A 22,342-nucleotide genomic window follows, 5' to 3' on the forward strand; every position below is an offset into this window, starting at 1 on the left:
TTACAGCATGTTATTCATACGTAATTGCGCATATACTCCCAAACATAAACATAAATTAACAGTAAATTAACATTATCCTCATCACTACAGATTTTGTTAACTAATGACATTCATCGCTTTCATATAAATAATGTGTTCGATGAAATTAAATATGGGCAAAACACTGACAATTTAACAAAAATTCATTTATCAACATATATAAGGTTATTTATATGAATATTATCATCACAGGTGGCGCAGGTTTTTTGGGCGCCAAACTATCAGAAAGTTTATTACTTCAGTTCTCTGAAATTAATTCAATTAAACTTGTTGACCGGGTCCAGCCAAGTATAAACTTAGCTGCGAATGATAAAGTACAATTTATTACTGCAGATATTACAAAATCAGAAGAAATTGCTCAGATCATTACTGAACAAACAACCCATATATTTCATTTAGCAGCAATAGTGTCAAGTCATGCCGAAGAAGATTTTGAGCTAGGCATGCTAGTTAACTTAAAAGCAACAGAACTTTTGCTTGAACGCTGTCGTCATGTAAATCCTAAAATTCGCTTTATTTTCTCTAGTTCTCTTGCTGTATTTGGTGGAGAATTGCCTGAAAAAATTGATTATATGACAGCAATGCAGCCAAGTTCTTCATACGGCACCCAAAAGGCAATTTGTGAATTATTGGTAAATGATTATGCAAGAAAAGGTTTTGTTGATGCACTTTCAGTTCGACTACCAACTATCTGTATACGCCCAGGTAGCCCTAATAAAGCGGCATCGTCATTTGTTAGTAGCATCATACGAGAGCCACTCAAACATGAACAATCTAACTGCCCCGTTGATATTGATTTAGCGCTTTGGATTTCTAGCCCAAACAACGTCATAAAAAATATTATTCATGCAAGTCAACTAAATACTTCATCGCTAAAAGGTTTCCGCACCATCAATTTACCTGGACTGCAAACATCACCAAGAGAGATGATTGCATGCCTCATTAAAAAAAATGGAAAACCTGCGTCAGAGCTTATCTCCTATGAAAAAGATATAAATATAGAAAGTATCGTTGCTAGTTGGCCGAAGTCGATGAATAACGAAAGAGAACTAGAATTAGGATTTTCGAAAGACAATAATTTCACTGTAATCTTAAAAGAATTCTTAAATACAACGAATTAAACCTTTACTAATTATCGCGAGGAGCTACAACATGTTACCCATATCAGTTATCGGTTTAATAATAGCCGTATTTGTCCTAATATTTTTAGTTTTAAGAACCAGAGTTCATGTATTGATCGCAATGCTAGTAGCAGCTTGTATTGCCGGATTAATTGGAGGCTTAAGTGTAGATCAAACAATGTCTGCAATCAGTAAAGGTTTTGGTGGCACACTAGGTGGCATCGGCATTGTTATTGGTTTAGGGGTAATGATGGGAGCTATTTTGGAAACATCAGGTGCCGGAGAGTCAATCGCTTATCATTTTATTAAATGGCTAGGTAAAAGAAAAGAAGAGATGGCTTTAGCAATCACAGGTTATATCGTTAGTATTCCTGTTTTTGTTGATAGCGCTCTTATAATCTTATATCCAATCGCAAAGTCGTTAGCAAAAACATCAAATCGCTCAATTTTAACATTAACGGTATCACTTGCTGGTGGTTTAGTTGTTGCACACCATTGTATTCCACCAACACCAGGTCCTTTAGGTGTTGCAAGTATCTTTAATGTTGATTTAGCTTCTATGCTTGGTTTTGGACTTCTGATTGCAGTCCCATGTGTATATGGCATTATTTTATATTCACGTTGGCTTGAGAAACATTTTCCTGAATTTACAGTAATCCCTGAGTTAAATAAAACAGATGGGGATCTTAAGAAAGTACACGAAGATTATATGGCTTCTAAAACATCTAAGGATTTACCTTCTTTAATTAAATCGATTATGCCAATTGTTGTTCCAATAGCATTAATTTTAATCAAATCCCTGATGAGTTTAGCCGAAAATCAATTTAATATGGAAGGATTATCGTCTAGTACAATCGGTACTCTTTTTAACTTCTTAGGCCACCCAATTATTGCATTATCTATTAGTACTTTATTAGCAGTATATACACTAACACCATATTTAGATAAAGAAGCTACGACTTCTAAATTAGAAGAAGGAATTTCAACATGTGGAATTATTTTATTAGTGACAGGTGCAGGTGGAGCGTTAGGAAGTGTATTACGCGAGTCTGGTGCAGGCGCGGAAATAGCTAATCAGATTGTTAGCTTATCGATTTCACCAATTATGATTCCGTTCATTATCGCTACACTTGTTCGAATAATTCAAGGAAGTGGTACAGTATCAATGATAACAGCGGCATCAATATCAGCTCCAGTATTAGCCGAAATGCAAGGGGTCAATATGTTATTTGCTGCCTCAGCTGCAACAATGGGAAGCCTATTTGCAGGTTACTTTAACGACAGTTTATTCCATATAGTTAACCGTTTAATGGGCGTTACTGAAGTCAAGAAACAACTAATCATTTGGACGATACCAACCACTATTGCATGGGCTATTGGTGGTTCATTGATTATGACTTTAAACCTAATATTTGGCAGCCAAGGCAGTATCTATGATCCATTATTCCCTTTATTGGTTCTAGCAGGTTGCATATTTTTTGTTAAAAGCCAGAGTAAAATAACAGAAAAACTTATACAACAAACTGCATAATAGAAGCACTAGTACTTAAATCAAGAATGGAGCACTCGAAATACTCCATTCTTTCGCCTTAATTAATAACTAGAAATACACTTTATGTACAAGTAAATAAAAATTTAGATTAAAAAAATAAAATTATTTGTTCCGTTAATACTATTTTCATTTCCCTAAACTACCTAGTTAAAATAACTATATTACATTTAAGTACTTCATTAGATATCTATTTACTAACAACCTCCGTATTAAAATAATGCCCAACTTAATTTATTATGCTGCAGTATTCAATTTTCCTAAAAATTGTATTTATTCATTGAAAACACCAAAAATGTTAATAAATGTTAAATAAAGTTAATTAATGTGATTTAAAACATATTATCTGACCTATTCAAGGGGTACAATCTCAAATCAAGACATAAATTAACAATTATTAACGGAGGCGGTATGGCAAATCAAGTTAAATCTATCGGTGTGATAGGACTAGGATCGATGGGAATGGGTGCAGCAAAATCTTGTGTTACTGCAGGATTAGACGTTTATGGTATCGATTTAAATAATAAAGCATTACAAGAACTCAGTGAGTTTGGTGCTAAAGCTGTCTCCAATAATGCCTTAGATTTCTCAGACCAATTAGATGCGGTATTGGTACTTGTTGTTAACTCTAAACAAGTCAATATGGTGTTATTTGATACTGGATTAGCAGCTTCACTTAAACCAGGCACAGTAGTAATGGTATCAGCAACTATATCAGCTGAAGATGCTAAAAATATTGAGCAGAAGCTAAAAGAACACCAACTAATTATGTTAGATGCACCCGTTTCTGGTGGTGCAGCTAAAGCTGCCACTGGCGATATGACCATTATGGCATCAGGCTCAACACTCGCATTTGAAAAACTTCAACCTGTACTCGATGCTACAGCCGCCAAAGTCTATAACATTGGCGAACAAATTGGTTTAGGTGCAACCGTTAAAATTATTCATCAGTTACTTGCCGGTGTGCATATTGCAGTAGGCGCAGAAGCAATGGCACTTGCCGCACGCGCTAACATTCCACTAGATCTTATGTATGACGTTGTGACGAATGCAGCAGGAAACTCTTGGATGTTTGAAAACCGCATGAAGCATGTGGTTGATGGCGATTACTCACCAAAATCAATGGTCGATATTTTTGTTAAGGATCTCAACCTTGTTGCTGATACCGCTAAAGAACTGAAGTTCCCTCTTCCTTTATCGAGCACGGCTTTAAACATGTTCCTTTCTGCCAGCAATGCAGGATTTGGACAAGAAGACGATAGCGCAGTGATCAAAATTTTTGATGGAATAGAGTTACCAGGTGTGGAGAAATAATATGTTATTAGGTGTTATTGCAGACGACTTTACAGGCGCAACTGATATTGCAGGTTTTCTAGTTGAAAATGGCATGCGCACAATCCAAGTTAACGGTGTGCCAGCGACATCAACAGACATAAATGCAGATGCTGTTGTGGTTAGTTTAAAATCTCGTTCATGTCCAAGCCAACAAGCCATTGATGATTCAGTTGCCGCATTAAAATGGTTACAAGCCCAAGGCTGCCAACAGTTCTACTTTAAATATTGCTCTACCTTTGATAGTACAGCAAAAGGCAACATTGGCCCCGTTACAGATGCGTTATTAGATCAATTAGGAGAAGACTTTACGATTGTTTGCCCAGCTCTTCCAGTTAATGGGCGTACAGTGTTCAATGGCCATCTTTTTGTACTTGGTCAGTTGTTAAGTGAATCAGGCATGCGTAACCACCCTGTCACACCCATGACTAACTCTAATCTTATGCAGTTAATGGATGCACAATCAAAGGGTGAAACAGGTCTAATTGATTATCAAAATATTGAGCAAGGTGCTGACCATATAGTATCAGGCTTCGAGCAACTTAAAGCACAGGGAAAACGTTATGCAGTAGTGGATGCTTTTAATGCAACTCATCTAGATGAGATTGGTAAAGCAGTCAGCTCGCTTAAACTGATTACCGGTGGTTCAGGTTTGGCAGTGGGCATCGCAAACAACTGGGCCGAGCATTTGCAGGATCAATCCGAAGCGAAAAAAGCAGGTTATCCAGCCAAAGCACCTACTGTTATTTTCTCTGGTTCTTGCTCTGTAATGACAAATAAACAGGTTGAGGATTACAAAGCAAAAGCACCGCACTTTGCGATCGATATCGAAGATTGTTTACATAAAAAAGAATACAGCACCCAAGTTTGTGATTGGGTGATCAATCAATCTACAGGTCCACTAGCGCCAATTGTTTATGCAACAGCGGATGCTAAAGCACTGCAACTGATACAACAAAAATACGGTGCAGAAGTATCAAGCCAAGCGGTTGAGAACTTCTTTAGTAAATTAGCAATTAAATTACAAGCGCAAGGTATTACTAACTTTATTGTCGCTGGAGGAGAAACATCAGGTGTTGTTACACAAAGCTTACAAGTTGATAGTTTCCATATTGGCCCGCAAATCACACCGGGTGTGCCTTGGGTAAAAGCGGTTAATCAAAATCTATCTCTGGCTTTAAAATCAGGCAATTTTGGTGACCAAACCTTCTTTACTAAAGCGCAGGAGTATTTCCAATGAATGAAGTTCAATTAAGACAACAAATGGTTGATCTTGCTCGTTCAATGTTTGAACGAGGTTACGCAACCGGTGGTGCTGGAAATTTATCATTAAAACTACCTGATGGTAACTTTCTTGCTACCCCAACAGGTTCTTCATTCGGACGCTTGGTGGCAGATGAACTCTCTGTCGTAGATAAAGATGGCTTACATATTTCAGGCAAACGCCCCTCTAAAGAGGTCGCTTTTCACCTAGCGATTTATGAGAAAGATGAACAATGTAATGCCATTGTACATTTACATTCAACCTATTTAACTGCTTTATCATGCCTTGAAAACTTAGATCAAGATAATGCAATTAAAGCCTTCACACCTTATTACGTGATGCGCATAGGTGAATTGCCAGTGGTACCTTATTACCGCCCAGGTGCACCAGAAATTGCACAAGAATTATCAAAACTTGCTGGTAAGCATCGTGCATTTTTACTTGCAAATCATGGCCCTATTATTACTGGAACTGATTTTTTAGATGCTATTGATAATGCTGAAGAGCTAGAAGAAACTGCAAAATTAGTATTTTTATTAACAGGAAAACCAACTCGTTACCTAACAGATGAAGAAGTAACTGATTTAAAAGGGAGAGGAAAATAATGGCTAAATTTGCAGCAAACCTAACCATGCTTTTTACCGAAGTTCCATTTTTAGAGCGTTTTGAACGCGCACATAATGCTGGCTTTAAAGCAGTAGAATATTTATTTCCCTATGCGTTTGATGCCGATATTTTGGCTAATAAACTACAACAATTTGGCTTTGAGCAAGCACTGTTTAACATGCCTCCTGGCGACTGGGATGCTGGTGAACGTGGTTTTGCAGCAATACCTGGACGCGAACTAGAATTTCAAGAAAGTGTTAAAACAGCGCTAACGTACGCTAAAGCACTTAATTGTAAAAAAGTGCATGCAATGTCAGGTATTGTTGATCCACGCTTCACACGTGAACAACATACAAATACTTTTATTAACAATATCCGTTTTGCTGCTGATGCTTTTGCAGAACAAGATATTGAACTGATGATAGAGCCATTAAATACACGCGATGCGCCTAATTACTTTATTGCGCATCAACGACAAGCTGCAGATTTAATTAGGCAAGTTGAGCGTGCTAACGTGAAGCTTCAACTGGATCTTTACCACGCTCAAATCATGGATGGTGATCTTACACACCTTATTAATGATCTTGCTGATGTTACTGGCTATATTCAAATTGCCTCTATTCCAAGTAGAAATGAGCCTTTCGAAGGTGAAATCAACTATCCACACTTATTTACAGTACTGGATGACTCTGGATATGACGGTTGGATTGGTTGCGAATATAACCCTAAAAATACAACAGAAGAAGGTTTGGACTGGGTTAAGCCTTACTTATAAACGTCCAATAGCAAGCTAGCCAAATGACCGAACAAAGTGGCTACTAATTTATTTAGTAGCCTATTTAAACTTATTTAAAAGTAAGTTCAAATAGGGGTTCACCATGGATAGTACATTAATAGGTATTTTCCTCGGTATCATGGAATGATGCTAATGATCATAAAAATACGTATCCCATTAGCACTAGCAATATTTGCCACGAATCTTATTATGGGACTGTTTACTGATATGACACCACTGATTGGTTAACCCAATAAAAGCAAAATATCCAGCAACACAATCACCTGCTATTGCTTAATGTTTTTATAAAGGTCTAACAATGTTAGACCTTTATATTTCATCACTACCTAGTTTTTTCAACGCTTTACTATATTTCTTCTAGATTAAATAAGTACTTGCTACTTAATAACTCAATCCTTTTAACTATCTATATCTCAATAACAGTTAAATCCTATTTTCACCTCACTACTTCCAACGACAAAACAAGTTGGTTTACCTTTTTTAAGTTTTTTTCCTTGTATTACCCCCTCTCATTTTCACAAAAATTTATTTGAAGAACAAAAAAGTTAAAGACAGGAAAATTAGATAATAAAAAACAATAAGTTAAAAGCAATTACAAAAAATAATAAAACAAAGTAATAAAAGTTATTTTTTGAAACAATGTTTCAATTAAGTTCAATTATTAGATCCCTGTCAAAAATAAAACAAATTGACAACCAATAACATTGATTGGTTAACAACCCTGTCGTATTGTACTCACAGACGACTAATTATTAGACGATTAAAATATTTGAATAGCGTTATTCAGTTACGAATTTTGATGATTTTAATTGTTGCTAACAATAAGAAAAATGCAGCAACCTAATATAAATCAAAGCATTAACGAACTTCACAAGGTGTAAAAATGCATATTAATTATAATAGTAATCCAGTAGACGCAAAAACGTACGATACCACGCGGCTTCGAGATGAGTTCTTAACCGAAGAGATGTTTAAAGATAATGAAATTGTAACTGTATACAGCCATATTGATCGTATTGTGGTAATGGGAGTCTCACCTAAAAACAATAACTTAGTATTAGATGACTTTATTAATAATAAAGATTTTGGTACCGATTTTTTTCTTCAGCGTCGCGAGTTAGGAATGATTAACCTCGGTGGTAAAGCAGAAATAACAACCAAAGAAAAAGTTTATACGTTAAAGCATAAAGATGCTTTATATCTGGGTCAGGGCAATGAAAATATCGTATTTAAATCTTTAGAGAGTGAATCCCCCGCTTTATTATATTGTATTAGCGCACCATCTCACCATATTCATCCTTCTCGCATTATTCGTCTTGAGGATGCAAAGGTCGTAGATTTAGGTGATCAAAGCAATGCAAATGCACGCTGTATTAATCAATACATTCATCCTGATGTTTTACCTACCTCACAGTTATCAATGGGACTAACTTCATTAAAAGCTGGCAGTGTTTGGAACACCATGCCTCCTCATACCCACGAACGTCGTATGGAAGCTTATTTCTATTTTGATATTAAACCACAACAGGTGGTATTTCACTTCATGGGTCAACCGCAAGAAACTCGCCATATTGTTGTTAGAAACCATCAAATGGTGCTATCTCCAAGTTGGTCAATTCACTCAGGATGTGGAACACAAAATTATAGTTTTATTTGGGGAATGCTAGGTGAAAATCTTACATTCGATGATATGGATTTTGTTGATATGAACAAAATTCGTTAATTTTTCATTAATAATGACACGGAGTACAATTATGTCTAAGTTTAAAGTATTAACCCTTGCTACCACTATTGTCGGTGCACTTGGCGTTTTTTCAATGGCGAATGCTGCAACGGAAATAAAAGCAGCCTTCAACCAATCAGATAAACATCCCCAATACACAGCCCTCAACGATTTTGGAAAAAAATTCGCCGAAGCAACTGACGGTCGCTATAAATTGAATATTTTCCCAAATGAATTACTGGGCGATCAACGCGCATCATTAGAATTGGTACAAAATAGTGCAATTCAAATGGCTATAGTTGCTAATCCGCTGGTTGAAAACTACAGTGCAGATTTTGGCATTATTAGCCTGCCATACATATACAGTGGCTATGACCACCAACAAAAAGTATTCACTTCAGGTGTATTAGATAACCTATTCAAACAAACCACGCCAATGGGTTTTGAAGTATTAGCTGCATACACTGGTGGTGCTCGTAGCATGTACACTAAAGAAGGCCCTATCAATACGATTGCAGACATGAAAGGCGTGAAAACGCGAGTGATGCAATCTGACACCATGATTAAGACTCTTTCATGCATGGGTGGCCAAGGCGTTCCAATGGGACAGGGTGAAGTTTACTCAGCAATTCAACAGGGTGTACTTGATGGCGCTGAAAACAGTGAAATCACCTACTACGACCTTAAACAATATGAAGTTGCCCCATTTTATTCAGCGACCCGCCATTTAATGGTGCCAGACTTAGTGATTGTGAGTACTGACTTTATTAATTCAATGTCAGAACAAGATCGAGCTACCTTTAGACGTCTAGCCAAAGAAAGTACTGCTGCTGAATTTGATTTATGGAAGAGCCAAATCAAAGTATCTAAAGAAGCAGCACAGAGCAAAGGAGCTAAGTTTAACGAAGTTGATATCACTCAATTCCAAAAAGCATGTACTCCACTTCAACAAGAGTTAATCAAAACTGCCGCTCAAAAAGAGTTATACAACAAAGTTATTGCTCTGCGATAATTATTTGAGAAATAAGGTCAGGAAAACACTGACCTTATTTTTTCAGGATTAAATTATGCCAAATAATAAATTAAACCGCTTAGTTTCAGTGTTTCAGAAACTTAAATTCGGAATCGATAAAATACTTTCAATTTTTTTAATCGCACTGATGGGATTAATGACCTTACTGGTAACCTATCAAGTCATCGTTCGCTATGTTTTTGATAACCCTAGTGCTTTTAGTGAAGTTGCCTCACGCTACCTATTTATTTGGATGATTCTATTTGGAAGTGCCTATGTTTTTGGATTACGCGAACACATGGCGATCACCTTCATTAAAGATAAATTCAATAAAAAGACACGCATTATTGTTGAAATGTTTATTGAGTTAATCATCGTTATCTTTGCTTATACCGTGATGATTACAGGTGGTTATAACGGCTCTATGCGCCAAATGTGGCAACTTGATTCTTCATTACAGATCCCAATCGGTGTCATTTATATCGCCATTCCAGCATCTGGAGCAATCATGTTATTTTATTTTATTTGTCATGAAGTGGGCTTTGTTAAACAACTAGCAGACTTAAAGCACGATCAACCACAGCAAGGAGGTAATTTATAATGGATATAGCATTAACTGCTTCGCTAATTATGTTTATCGGTGTTGTGGTCCTATTAATTATAGGTGTGCCGATAGCAATGAGTGTGGGAATTTCATCGTTGGCAGCGATGGCAACTATTCTCCCTTACAACGGCGCGTTAACCACGTCTGCACAACGTATGTTTGTTGGCTTAGACTCCTTTGCTTTGCTAGCAATACCTTTTTTTATTCTAGCCGGTAACCTAATGAATAATGGTGGGATTGCAATACGACTAATCAACTTTTCAAAAATTGTGAGCGGCTTCTGTCCCGCAGCCCTTGCACAAACTAATGTAGTATCTAACATGTTATTTGGTTCAATTAGTGGTTCTGGCGTTGCTTCATGTGCAGCTGTTGGTGGCATTATGAGCCCAATTCAGAAAAAAGAAGGTTATGATCCTAAGTTTAGTACCGCGGTAAATATTGCTTCAGCACCAACGGGAATGCTAATACCACCAAGCAACGCTCTGATCGTATACGCTACGGTTGCTGGTAGTGTTTCTATATCTGCATTATTTCTAGGCGGTTATGTGCCCGGTCTTCTATGGGGGCTTGGTGTGATGATTGTGGCTGGAATAATGGGAAAACGTCGAGGATATATCGGTAAGCATTCAATGACACTTAAAGAGTGTATTAAAGTAACCATTGATGCCATTCCTAGTCTGTCATTAATTGTCGTTGTGATTGGAGGTATTCTAGGCGGAGTATTTACTGCAACAGAGGCTTCCGCAATCGCCGTTGTTTATTCAGTTATATTGGGATTTTTTTATCGACAACTGAAAATTAAAGATTTACCAGAAATCCTTTTAAGCACAGTGAAAATGGCTTCGATTGTTATATTTATGATTGGTACATCTTCAATAATGTCTTGGGTGATGGCCTTTACACAAATACCAGGCATGATCGCAGATGGCTTACTTTCACTAACCGATAATCCTATATTAATACTATTAATCATTAACTTAGTGTTATTATTTATCGGCACTTTTATGGACCCAACACCTGCAGTATTAATTTTCACCCCCATTCTCTTACCCATTTGTATGGACTTAGGAATGCACCCAGTACAATTTGGTATTTTGATGGTATTTAATCTATCTTTAGGGACTATCACGCCACCCGTTGGGCCGATCTTATTTACGGGTTGTAAAATAAGCGGTATCAGTATTGATTCGGTTATCAAAACCTTATTACCATTCTTTTTAGTTATCTTCTTAGTACTCATGTTAGTAACATACATTCCAGCTATCTCAATGATGTTACCTACGATGGCAGGCCTAATAATGTAAAAGGTGAAGTAAGCAAGTAGAAGCAGTTTTGTTGCTGAGTGAGTGTGATGGACAGTACCTCACTCAGTGACATTTTTTAATTTAAAGTAATTAAATTAAAACTATAGCCCTCTAAAAAGCCAAAGATCAGCTATTTTCGACAATCAAGCAAGCACTATAAATAAAGAAAATAAAACAAAATTAGATATCTATATTATCCATTTCAGTAGCAAAAAAATAATCATCCATCGATTCATTACTATCATCTATATCAGCCAATTTTAACAACTCTTGCTTACTATTCTCTATATGCTGCCATACTGCTTGGCGTGCAGATTCAGGGGATTTTTTTTGTAACGCCATCAATATTCTTTTGTGATCTTGAATCCAAGTTGTTTGTAATTTTTCTTCATGTAAATACTTATGGTTCAGTTCTTTCCATAACGGGTTTTTAGTGCGGACTAAGTTCCACAAATCACTGGCTTGCTTTATCAACACTCTATTTTGTGTCGATTCCGCGATAAGTCGATGAAATTCTTGATCTAAACTTTCGAATTTTTCACTATCTCCGTTAATCTCATTTTCTTGCTGCCTCAATACACTTTTTAACTCTCTAAGCTCATTAAACTTGATTTGGCTGGCAGCAAAAGCAGCGATACTGCTTTCAAGAATTTGTCTAGCTTGTAATAACTCAAAAGGACCAACATCAGAAATTGGAATAAAATTACGTTGATTTAACTCATCTGGAGAATCTATAAAATAGATACCTGCACCTTGTTTAACGACAACTAAACCTTTTAATTCCAACATAATAATAGCTTCACGGATAGTTGCACGACTTGTATCAAGTCGCTCACTTAGCTCTCGTTCAGATGGCAGGCGTTGACCTGCTTTAAATACACCCGTATGCAGCAACTCTTCAATTTGTAAACCAATTTCAAAATATCTTCTCTTTGTCGCTGCTTTATCCATTTTAAACTTCCTCATGATGGATTATCAATTCTATAACGCCTGATAATAACGAAAAGCCCTACAATGAGCAAGGAAAGGCAAGCACTATAAGGACTAGCGACACAAAGCTTAACTTAAAAAATTAATAATGGAGGTTCAATAAATGAGCTCAAAGTAAATCATGGCTTATCAGTTACTTTGTCAAAAGTTGATTCCCAATGAAATTGGTTGATAAAAATTAAAAATTTTAATATTGCACTATTATCAGCCGGCTATTTATAACAATTAATTTAAATATCCCTCAAAGCTAGAAACATAAAAAATAACTATAAATCAACAAATTAAGAAAAACAAACTAAGAAATCAAAAATAATGAGCTTGCTTCAAGATCACATTTCAAGACTTTGCTTATTTTCCCTATGGAAATTGGTTGTCCAATTGTAGATAATGGTTAACACAAAAAGATAAAACATAAATAGGTAGCCTTCTGATGAACAGATTTGAACAACAGGGTCATTTTGATTTACACACAACTTACAATCGTTCTGATTTAACCTCTCGCATTGTACACATAGGATTTGGTGCATTTCATCGCGGTCATCAAGCGGTTTATAACGATATCACTAATCAGGAAAGTGGTGACCTTTGGGGGATCTGTGAAGTAAGCATGTTTAGCTCCATTGAGCCCCTTAAAATTCAAGATTGTTGTTTTAGTGTTGTTGAACAGTCAGCAGAGAAAACAAGTACACGCTTAATTAGAACAGTTTCAGAAGCGTTGGACGGTCGCCATGATGGTATTCAAGCAATTATTAAAAAAATAGCTGAACCACAAGTAGCGATAGTGTCTTTAACGGTCACTGAAAAAGGTTACTGCATCGATCCTCAAACGCGTCAGTTAGATATTAAAAATGAACATGTCATACATGATTTAGAGTCAGAAGGCCTACCTAAAACTGTTATTGGTTTACTCGTTCAAGCTTTAAAACAAAGAATGCTCAATGGACAAAGTGGTTTAAGTATTATGTCCTGTGACAACATTCCTGAAAACGGCATTTTAACGCGTAATGCAGTGATTGGTTTTGCACAACAGAAAGATGCAATGTTGGCAGATTGGATAGTTAAAAAAGTATCTTTCCCGAGCACAATGGTCGACCGAATAGTCCCCGCGATGCAAGTTGAAGAGTATGCATTAATAGAGAAACTGACTAATGTAAAAGATCAGGTCGGTGTGGTATGCGAAGATTTTTCACAATGGGTGATTGAAGATAAGTTCATTGCAGGTAGACCTAATTGGGCACTTGCTGGCGCATTATTTGTAGATGATGTTGTGCCCTATGAAGAAATGAAGTTACGTATGTTAAATGGCAGCCACTCATTTTTAGCTTATAACGGCTCCCTTGCGGGTTATGAGTTTATTTATCAATGTATGCAAGACAATAGTCTAAAACAAGTCACTAAAAACTTGATGGAAGAGCAGTCTCACTCCTTAAAAAAAGGACTGAATGTTGATATAAATGAATATATTAATCTACTTCTACAACGTTTCAGCAACCCTAAAATTAAACATAAAACAGCGCAAATTGCGATGGATGGCTCTCAAAAACTACCACAACGCGCATTAGATCCTTTTTTAACCTTACAAACAACAGGCTGCCATAGCATTTATATTCCAATCATGGTCGCGGGTTGGGCACATTACATCATCAACTCCATCAACAACCATGTCGATGTTAAAGATCCTCTCGCTTCTCAATTTATTGAGATCGTCGAAACAGCATCTAGCCCTCAGCAAGCGTTACAGCAGTTATTAAACATAGAAAGAATCTTTGGAAAACCAAACCAGGCACTATTTAACCTAGTGAATAAAGCCTTTGAAGAAATTAGTGATAAGGGTATTTGTGCCTTTATAGAAAAAATTAAATAAGGAATAAAGATGAAAACGCTTATTTGTAATGAACCACATTCTATTGAATACATTGAACGTGATATTCCAACTATCCAACCCAATGAAGTGTTATTGAAAATAAAATCTGTTGGTATTTGCGGCACTGATATTCATGCTTATACAGGTAACCAACCTTTCTTTTCTTATCCTCGCGTATTAGGCCATGAAATGAGTGGCACCGTGAGCCAAGTAGGGAGTGATTGTAAGGATATTACACAGGGTCAACGCTGTGCTGTTATTCCCGCCATTCCATGTGGTCAATGTGCCGCCTGTGCCGAAGGGAAAACAAACTGCTGTGAAGATATTTCTCTTTATGGCGTTCATCAAGATGGTGGCTTTTCTGAATATTTAGCCGTATTAGAAGATAACTTGGTGAAGCTACCTGATAACGTTAGCGATAGCCAAGGATCTATCGTTGAGTGTTTTTCTATTGGGGCTCACTCAGTTAGACGGGCAGAAATAAAGCCAGGACAGAATGTATTAGTTATTGGTGCAGGACCAATAGGGCTTGGCGTTGCTTCGATTGCAAAAGCAGAAGGTGCAAATGTAATTATTGCAGATGTATCAGATGCCCGTAGAGAACATGCAGAAAGCTTATTACAAATAACAGCGCTAAATCCAATGTCTGAAACGTATGTTGATGATTTGAAATCAACATTTAAAGGGCGACTCCCATGCGTATTAATGGATGCGACAGGAAATAAAGCCTCAATGAGCCGCTCCGTTGAACTCATTCGACACGGAGGAAAAATTGTATTTATCGGCTTATATATTGGTGATTTAGTACTGGATGATCCCACTTTCCATAAAAAAGAAACCACCCTATTAAGTAGTCGTAATGCAACGAGACAAGACTTTGAACGTGTCATCGAATTAATGTCATTAGGCAAAATAGACGAAAAAATAATGAAAAATAAAGAATACGACTTTCATACTTTTGGGAATACCTATAAAGAAAATGTGGTGGAAAATAAGTCTTTAGTTAAAGGCATCATTAAATTTTAAGCGAAGGGAACCAAAACATGACAACTCAACTTATATTTGCAGAAGAACTCAATAAACTCGCTTTTGATAAATTGCATGGTGCAGGGCTGGATCAAGAAACAGCACAAAAAGTAGCAGATGTATTAGTTCATGCTGATATCACCGGTGTCCATTCCCACGGTGTAATGCGTATAGAACATTATTGTAAACGCCTTGCAGCAGGTGGTTTAAATAAAACAGCTAATTTTTCAATTGAACAAATATCTCCCTCCGTAGCAATTTTAGATTCAGATGATGGTATGGGACATGCGGCATTAATTGCAGCCACAGAGCACGGTATTAAATTAGCTGCTGAAACAGGACTTGGTTTTGTCAGTGTAAAAAACACCTCGCATTGTGGTGCATTGTCATACTTCATGGAGCAAGCAACGGACCAAGGAATGATTGCTATTGCAATGACACAAACAGATACCTGCGTTGCTCCCTATGGTGGTGCGACTCGGTTTATTGGAACAAACCCTCTGGCATTTGGATTCCCAGTAGAAGGGAGTACACCAATGATTGTTGATTTTGCAACCAGTGCCACCGCATTTGGTAAACTATTATTAGCTAAAGAATCGGGTAAACCAATTGAGAAAGGTTTAGCGATAGATGCTAATGGATATGAAACAACAGATGCCAATGAAGCCGTCACATTATTACCTTTCGGTGGCCATAAAGGGACAGGTATTGCACTTGCAATCGATGCGTTAACAGGAATATTAATGGGCGCTGAATATGGTAATCACATAGTCAGAATGTATGATGAATATGACAAAATGCGAAAATTAGCTAGTTTAGTTATTGTCATTGATCCACGTAAATTAGGTTCGCCTCTATTTCCCGTTATCATGGCAATGATGGTCAAAGAATTACAGGCTGCGCCACCAGCACCAGGAGTTGAAAAGGTGTTAGCACCTAATGACATTCAGGTCGAGTATAAAGCAAAATGCCAAAAAGAAGGTATTCCCATTAAGACCGCGTTGTATCAATTCTTAACAAGTTAAGGTATTAATTTCAATACGCTACGGTCGCCGTTAGTAGTCTCCAGAATGAGCCTGCTAACGGTGTATTAGTAGCAAGCTACTCATTTATTTATCTACTTTTTGCCCTAGTTTTGCAGAGACAAATGCAGAAAACTCATGTAATTCATCTATTAGCTTACTTTGACCATAACGCTTAATCTCAGGGGTTAAACCAGACACACTAATCGCATAAGAGACGATGCCATTAATTTCCAAAGGCACACCGATACAAGTAATGCCTGATTCATTTCCTTCACCATCTAATGCAAACATACGCTCTTTAATACTGTCTAGTGCTGCAAAAAATGTAGTTTTATCACTGATGGTATTATCACTGAAGTGCTGTAATTTGTTCAAATCTTGGCAATGTGAAGCCCAGTATTTCTCTTTATCCTGTAGTGAAAAATTGGCCAAAATCACTTTGCCACAAGCCGCATTAAGCAAAGAGGAAGTTAAGCCAGTATGCGCATTAGTATGGAAAATAGAAGCACGAGATTCTTCTTTTTTTAACAAAATAACGTTATCAAAATCACGGCGCTGTAAATTGATTGTAAAACCCACTCTATTAGCTAGATCTGACATATGAGGCGTAATATCCATCAGTAAGGCATCATTATGTATGACGTTGTAACCTAATGAGATCATTTTAGTCGTTAACTGATACAAGCCGCTTGAGCGTTGGCTGATATAGCCATTTTGGTTTAAACACTTACAAATTCGATGCAGTGTTGGTTTAGGGTAAGGTAATTCCTTCCCCAATTGCTCTAATGTAATACCATTGGAATAATTAGCTATTTTTTCAAGCACTTCGAAAGTTTTATTAACTGATTGCATAGTATATTTGCCCGTTTGCCTGCATTTTTTATTTTAGTTATTTGCTCATCAATCTTTATTGTTACTTTTTGTAGCAATTAAACCAATGTAAGTGGGGATAGTTTACTATTATTACATACGCTAATCACTCGATACCGTGTAATGGCACTAGCGACAATGTATTAAACGAGGAGAATTTAAAGGTAATAATATGATAACCCGGCTTTATCCCCTGATAGATAGAATGTGCCATATTACATGATTGCAGCACAATATACCTGCTGACCTTTAAGCGTATCGTTGCCTTTAGTTGAGAATATAAGCACAAGGCTTAAAATAAGTGGCATAGCGTCAAGGTTTGCTGATTTGTTCACATCCCTCTAGCATAGCCACTTAAGGTTAACTTAATAGCGAGCTTTCTTTTAACTCAGCTTGCTTAAATAAGCGGTATCAATATCTATCGCATACACTGAAGTTGATGCTGTGATATATAGCGTTTTCTCTGCACTATCAAAGGTGCAATTAGAAACCGTTTCGGTGGTCGCAATTTTACCTAATAATTGCATCTCTTTACTAAGCACTAATATGCCTTCAGAAGAACTTAAATAAAGCGTCCCAAATTGATCAACTGTCATGCCATCCGGTATACCATGCTCCACTTCATACACTAAACGGCCATTCGATAAAGTACTACCATTAACATCAAAGGCTTTTAAATGTTTTAAACCTTGCGTTGGAAAATCCACAATGGACATATCAGCGACATAAAGTATTGATTCATCCGGAGAGAACACAAGACCATTTGGCCTTTGCACATCAGTGGTAGCTATCGTCAACTGCTCCGTTTTAGGGTCATAACAATAGACATAACAACCGACTATTTGGCTCTCTGATTTAAACCCCTCATCATCACTAATAATGCCGTAGGGAGGATCTGTAAACCAAATCGTTTGGTCAGATTTTCGTTCAACTAAGTCGTTAGGTGAGTTTAATCGCTTACCATCCAACTTTTCGATAATCACCTTCGCAATAGCTAAATTATCTTTAGACCTTAAAGAGATACATCTTCGCCCATGTTCACAGGAGATCACATCGCCGCTGCTTAAGGTGCAATTACCGTTAGCATAATTAGATTGGTCCGTGACTAACAAAGTTGATTGGGTATCAACATCATAAAGGTGTAACGCCCCTTTTTTAACATCTGAAAACAATAGTTGGTTAGAATGCGGCAACCAAGCCGCACCTTCACACCAAATATGTCCTTCGCTGACTCGTCGTAATGGCGAGACAATTGCTTCAGAAAATGGCATGTTTATCTCCTCTATTTAGCATTCCAAGACGCAGAGTAATAAGCACGGTAATTGTTATCAGGATCATAAAGGTTATCATCCCCACCATTACTATGAATGTTATCGGCAGTCACCAAATGTACTGGTGTTACGTAACCACTAATAGGTTGATCTTGGAAGATACGATTAAACTCATCAATAACTTGCCAGCCATGTAAACTCAATGGTTCAGCTACTGTTGCTACCTGAAAATCACCATTACGAATTCTTTCAAATGCCGATTCACTACCATCACCCGCAGAGATGTTATAAGGTGCATCACCTTTTTTCTTACCCGCTGATCTTAATGCTGGGGACATATAATCGAAATAGAGATCATTGATCGCTAATGTATAATTATATTTTTCACCGTGTTTTTGCACTAAAGAGTAAGTCAGCTGTGGAATACGTGATGACGTGTTCGCTAGCGGTGTATCTTCATAACCTAATACCGAACAACCTTCACATTTTTCAATGTAAGATTTCATTACATCCGCTTTATGAACAGCAATGCTGTACAGACCGTCGGTCAATATAACAACATTAGCTTTCCCCTCTGATTTAGCAATTGCATACATCGCAGATACGCGGGCTACATCATCAGCTGAACTCGTAATATTGGTTTCAATAAATAAATCTTTGATAGGGCCTGGATCAGGCGTTGCATGCCAACTCACTAACTTGATACCTAATTTATTAGCTTTACGTAATGTCGGCACCATAGTATTTGGTGTAAACCCACCTATCACAATCCCATCTGGCTGTAAGGCAAGGGCTTGTTTTACCGCAGATGATTGCGATGGCACACTACCCGCGCCATCCAATACTCTGACATTCCAACCAATCGCTTCTGAAGCTTCCTCAAACCCTTTTACCACGCCAGCGACACCACTATTTTTTAAGTCCGATGCGATAAAGATAACTGTTTTATCTTTAACTGCGGCAGGTCCTGCAGGCAAAGAAAAAACACTATTAGTTTCACCTGATGCTTCAGCAACCACTTGCTTTGCCATATCAACATATTGTTGGGCACTGCTGGTGTCAGCATTTGCGTAGCTTGCTAGTGATGTGATCACTGCAAAGCTCAAATATTTCATTGTCTTTTTCATTATTTCACCTTTACGTTGTTTTTAGTTGCGGTTTGTTTTCGTTTTTGACTAAAACCAGCCAAGGTAATAGCCACTAGTAAAATTGCGCCATTAAATAAGGGTTCGACGAAGAAAGGAGTACCCAGTTGTTGTAAACCTGAGATACCAACACTTACCAAGGAGACGCCAATAATGGTGCCCCATACATTCACTCTGCCAGCTCTAAATGTGGTTGACCCTAAAAAAGCCCCCACTAAAGCAGGTAACATAAAATCTTGTCCAACCGAAGAGGAACCAATACCGATATGTGAAGCTAACAACACACTAGCAAAGGCGATCAGGCCATCGGAAACAACATAAGATCCGATATAACAAGCCTTTGTATTAATACCATTTAAGGTTGCTGTATTAGGGTTCGCACCTACCGCATACAACTTTCTGCCCAGCGCTGTATATTCAGTTAACAACCACAAAGCAAAAGTGATTGCTGCGAGATAAAACACCACAACAGGCAAGCCAAATATTTCAAAACCACTTAAATTATAAAAACTTTCAGGTAAAGCACCGACTATTTGACGACCATCCGTATGCCAAAGTGAAATAGCATAAATCACTGTGCCGGTTCCTAATGTTGCAACAAATGAATCAATGTCTGCTAATGCCACTAACATGCCATTTAGCACGCCATATAAGCAGCCACATAACACCACGATAACTGCAGCCACTTCCCATGAAAAACCGTAACGTTGTTGTAGTGTAATGACTAAAACATGCCAAAACGTAACACCAAAACCTACATTCAGATTCATCTTGCCTGTCACCATAGTGACCATTGCAGCTAGCGCCAGAATCGCGACCACACTCTTTTCACTGAGGATCGCCTGTAGCGTTAACATCGAGAAAAAAGTATCTGTGGTGGCACTAAACAATATAATTAATAAGACGGTTAGTATTAATAAGCCATATCTCATTAATACTTGTGTGACCATGTTTCCTAAACCTAGCTTCATCGTCACTTCTGTTTCTAACGCGGTAGACTTAATATTAGATGTTGACATGTTGTACCTCTTCTACTTTTGAACCTGACGCGTACTTCAATAAATTTGATAAAGTCACATCTTCTTGAATTAACTCTTTCACGACTCGTCCACGGTTAAAGACTAACGCGCGATTTGATATATTGACGACCTCTTCAAAGTCGCTTGAAATAACGATCACAGCGAGACCATTGTTAATCGCTTTTTGCATTATTTTGTATATTTCAGAGCGTGCACCTATATCAACGCCAGCAGTTGGGTTATCTAAAATCATGACTGGTTTATTCATATTGAACCATCTAGCTAGGATAATTTTTTGCTGGTTGCCACCACTCATAGCATTGATAGCAATGTCAGGATCCCTTGGTCTAACCGTATACTCGAGCATCGCTTGTAATGTCGATGACTGCTCTTTTTCCTTGGACAAAAACGATAAATCGTTCTTGCCTAAGTTCTTCGGATTTAAGTTTAAATTTTCCAAAGCACTCATCGATCCACAAATACTTTCTTTTACGCGGTCTGCTGCGACCATCGCTATACCACTGGCAATACTATTTGCTGGTGAGGAAATATTCGCTGGCTGCCCATTAATCACTACACTGCCACTGTGAATATTTAAGCGACCAAATAACGATTGTCCTATTGCCTCTTGCCCTGCGTTTCTCAACCCAACTAAAGAAATTAGCTCACCTTTTCGTAGCGTCATATTAAAAGGGTCAAGGTCACCCACCTGTAGATTTTTTATATCTAAAACAATGTCAGCGGTTGAGTTTAATGGCGTTCTATAACTCATCTCTTTTTTCATACCAACGATTAACGTCACTAAATCATCTAATGAATAATCTTTAACTAAACCAGAGCCCACCATTTTTCCATCACGTAACACCACCACATCATCACAAATATCATGAATTTCATCTAAACGGTGTGAAACATAAATCATGCCTACACCTTGAGACTTCAAACGCTTAAGTACATCAAACATGCGCCCGACATCACTCGCCACTAAAGATGCTGTTGGTTCATCCAATATCAACACCTCTGCATCAGCTATCAGCGCACGAGCAATCGTTAACAATGCTTTTTCAGCAGCGCTCAAGTTAAAAATACGTTCAGAAGCTTTTGCATCTAAGCCCACTAAGTTAAGAACTTCAGTTGCTTTTTTTTCAGCTTCTTTCCAATTAATTAAGCCCCACTTTTTAGGAAAACCTAACGTTAACCCAATATTTTCGGTAACTGTCATCCATTCAATCAATCCCAAATCTTGATGGATAAATGCAATCGGTGATTTACCAGAACGATTCAGAACAGTGGCATCTTCTATCGACTTGTCCTTAAAAAGAATGTCACCGCTGGTTTTTTTATTAATGCCAGCCAAGGTTTTGATTAAAGTCGATTTGCCAGCACCATTTTCTCCTAATAAAGCAACGCACCGACCTGGGTGCACATTAAAAGAAGCAGACTCTAACGCTACAAAATTAAAAAACCGTTTCGTCAGGTTATTAATCGAAAGCAAACTACCTTCGGGGGTCTCTACAAATCTCATACAATCCTCTTATATTGTCTTTTTAATATAAGGACTAAATTCCACAATGTGGAATATCATTCCGACAAATTCCATATTATAGTAGTGATAGTCATTGAAATAAGATGTGATTCACCTCCTAATTTAAATCTATTGGTTCACTAATCTCTGTTTAATTGATCTTCATCCCATTAAAATCACTCACTAAAAACAAGGTTTTATAAGTAAAAATGAACAGATGAAATGCAAAAAATAGCCATCAAAAACTTAGCTATATC

19 protein-coding genes are annotated in these 22,342 nt (G+C 37.4%); 13 read left to right on the forward strand and 6 right to left on the reverse strand.

Features of this window, described 5'->3' with window-relative positions:
* The first annotated feature begins 212 nt into the window (after nt 1–212).
* From denD to GQR44_RS01250, 10 genes are all read left to right on the forward strand, one after another.
* The gene (gene denD, locus GQR44_RS01205; RefSeq protein WP_166368412.1) at nt 213–1,160 is read left to right on the forward strand and encodes a D-erythronate dehydrogenase; all 948 of its coding nucleotides are present in this window, start codon (nt 213–215) and stop codon (nt 1,158–1,160) included.
* A 31-nt stretch (nt 1,161–1,191) separates the two neighbouring features.
* Complete coding sequence (locus GQR44_RS01210) at nt 1,192–2,691, forward strand: SLC13 family permease (protein ID WP_166368414.1); 1,500 nt, start codon at nt 1,192–1,194, stop codon at nt 2,689–2,691.
* Nucleotides 2,692–3,105: 414 nt separating this feature from the next.
* A complete protein-coding gene (gene ltnD, locus GQR44_RS01215; protein ID WP_346774311.1) occupies nt 3,106–4,023 on the forward strand; it encodes an L-threonate dehydrogenase in 918 nt (305 codons plus the stop codon).
* 1 nt (nt 4,024) lies between these two features.
* A complete protein-coding gene (gene otnK, locus GQR44_RS01220; protein WP_166368418.1) occupies nt 4,025–5,281 on the forward strand; it encodes a 3-oxo-tetronate kinase in 1,257 nt (418 codons plus the stop codon).
* On the forward strand, nt 5,278–5,910 hold the full coding sequence (locus GQR44_RS01225; RefSeq protein ID WP_166368420.1) for an aldolase: 633 nt from the start codon (nt 5,278–5,280) through the stop codon (nt 5,908–5,910). Before otnK ends, GQR44_RS01225 begins: the two co-directional genes overlap by 4 nt.
* Nucleotides 5,910–6,686 carry a 2-oxo-tetronate isomerase gene (gene otnI, locus GQR44_RS01230; RefSeq protein WP_166368422.1) on the forward strand — a complete coding sequence of 259 codons (777 nt, stop codon included), beginning with the start codon at nt 5,910–5,912 and terminating at the stop codon, nt 6,684–6,686. Before GQR44_RS01225 ends, otnI begins: the two co-directional genes overlap by 1 nt.
* Nucleotides 6,687–7,590: 904 nt before the next feature.
* Nucleotides 7,591–8,430: a 5-dehydro-4-deoxy-D-glucuronate isomerase gene (gene kduI / locus GQR44_RS01235; RefSeq protein WP_166368424.1), complete on the forward strand. Its 840-nt coding sequence runs from the start codon at nt 7,591–7,593 to the stop codon at nt 8,428–8,430.
* A gap of 31 nt (nt 8,431–8,461) precedes the next feature.
* Nucleotides 8,462–9,442 carry a TRAP transporter substrate-binding protein gene (locus GQR44_RS01240; RefSeq protein ID WP_166368426.1) on the forward strand — a complete coding sequence of 327 codons (981 nt, stop codon included), beginning with the start codon at nt 8,462–8,464 and terminating at the stop codon, nt 9,440–9,442.
* Nucleotides 9,443–9,497: 55 nt separating this feature from the next.
* Nucleotides 9,498–10,043, forward strand: a complete 546-nt coding sequence (locus GQR44_RS01245) for a TRAP transporter small permease (RefSeq protein WP_166368428.1) — start codon at nt 9,498–9,500, stop codon at nt 10,041–10,043.
* Nucleotides 10,043–11,350, forward strand: coding sequence for a TRAP transporter large permease (locus tag GQR44_RS01250; RefSeq protein ID WP_166368430.1), 1,308 nt, complete (start codon nt 10,043–10,045; stop codon nt 11,348–11,350). Before GQR44_RS01245 ends, GQR44_RS01250 begins: the two co-directional genes overlap by 1 nt.
* A 180-nt stretch (nt 11,351–11,530) precedes the next feature.
* Here the strand turns inward: GQR44_RS01250 and GQR44_RS01255 are convergent, their stop codons facing one another.
* Nucleotides 11,531–12,301 (reverse strand): FCD domain-containing protein, encoded by a 771-nt coding sequence (locus GQR44_RS01255; RefSeq protein WP_166368432.1) that lies wholly within the window; start codon nt 12,299–12,301, stop codon nt 11,531–11,533.
* Between the two features lie 469 nt (nt 12,302–12,770).
* On the opposite strand from GQR44_RS01255, the gene GQR44_RS01260 reads away from it, so the two are divergent.
* From GQR44_RS01260 to GQR44_RS01270, 3 genes are read left to right on the forward strand one after another with little or no spacing between them, the layout of a single operon-like run.
* The gene (locus GQR44_RS01260) at nt 12,771–14,204 is read left to right on the forward strand and encodes a mannitol dehydrogenase family protein (RefSeq protein ID WP_166368434.1); all 1,434 of its coding nucleotides are present in this window, start codon (nt 12,771–12,773) and stop codon (nt 14,202–14,204) included.
* Between the two features lie 9 nt (nt 14,205–14,213).
* Nucleotides 14,214–15,230: a zinc-binding alcohol dehydrogenase family protein gene (locus GQR44_RS01265; RefSeq protein ID WP_166368436.1), complete on the forward strand. Its 1,017-nt coding sequence runs from the start codon at nt 14,214–14,216 to the stop codon at nt 15,228–15,230.
* 17 nt (nt 15,231–15,247) lie between these two features.
* Nucleotides 15,248–16,255 carry an Ldh family oxidoreductase gene (locus GQR44_RS01270; protein WP_166368438.1) on the forward strand — a complete coding sequence of 336 codons (1,008 nt, stop codon included), beginning with the start codon at nt 15,248–15,250 and terminating at the stop codon, nt 16,253–16,255.
* An 84-nt stretch (nt 16,256–16,339) separates the two neighbouring features.
* On the opposite strand, the gene GQR44_RS01275 is transcribed toward GQR44_RS01270, so the two are convergent.
* The 5 genes from GQR44_RS01275 to GQR44_RS01295 form a co-directional block, all read right to left on the reverse strand.
* A complete protein-coding gene (locus GQR44_RS01275; protein ID WP_166368440.1) occupies nt 16,340–17,107 on the reverse strand; it encodes an IclR family transcriptional regulator in 768 nt (255 codons plus the stop codon).
* Nucleotides 17,108–17,508: 401 nt separating this feature from the next.
* On the reverse strand, nt 17,509–18,396 hold the full coding sequence (locus GQR44_RS01280) for an SMP-30/gluconolactonase/LRE family protein (RefSeq protein ID WP_166368442.1): 888 nt from the start codon (nt 18,394–18,396) through the stop codon (nt 17,509–17,511).
* An 11-nt stretch (nt 18,397–18,407) separates the two neighbouring features.
* A complete protein-coding gene (locus tag GQR44_RS01285) occupies nt 18,408–19,523 on the reverse strand; it encodes a substrate-binding domain-containing protein (protein ID WP_166368444.1) in 1,116 nt (371 codons plus the stop codon).
* Nucleotides 19,523–20,560 (reverse strand): ABC transporter permease, encoded by a 1,038-nt coding sequence (locus GQR44_RS01290; RefSeq protein ID WP_166368446.1) that lies wholly within the window; start codon nt 20,558–20,560, stop codon nt 19,523–19,525. The genes GQR44_RS01285 and GQR44_RS01290 overlap by 1 nt, the downstream gene beginning before the upstream one ends.
* A complete protein-coding gene (locus GQR44_RS01295; protein ID WP_166368448.1) occupies nt 20,547–22,085 on the reverse strand; it encodes a sugar ABC transporter ATP-binding protein in 1,539 nt (512 codons plus the stop codon). Before GQR44_RS01295 ends, GQR44_RS01290 begins: the two co-directional genes overlap by 14 nt.
* Between the last annotated feature and the right edge of the window lie 257 nt (nt 22,086–22,342).

It is taken from the genome of Psychromonas sp. SA13A (genome assembly GCF_011378715.1).
Lineage (GTDB): Bacteria > Pseudomonadota > Gammaproteobacteria > Enterobacterales > Psychromonadaceae > Psychromonas.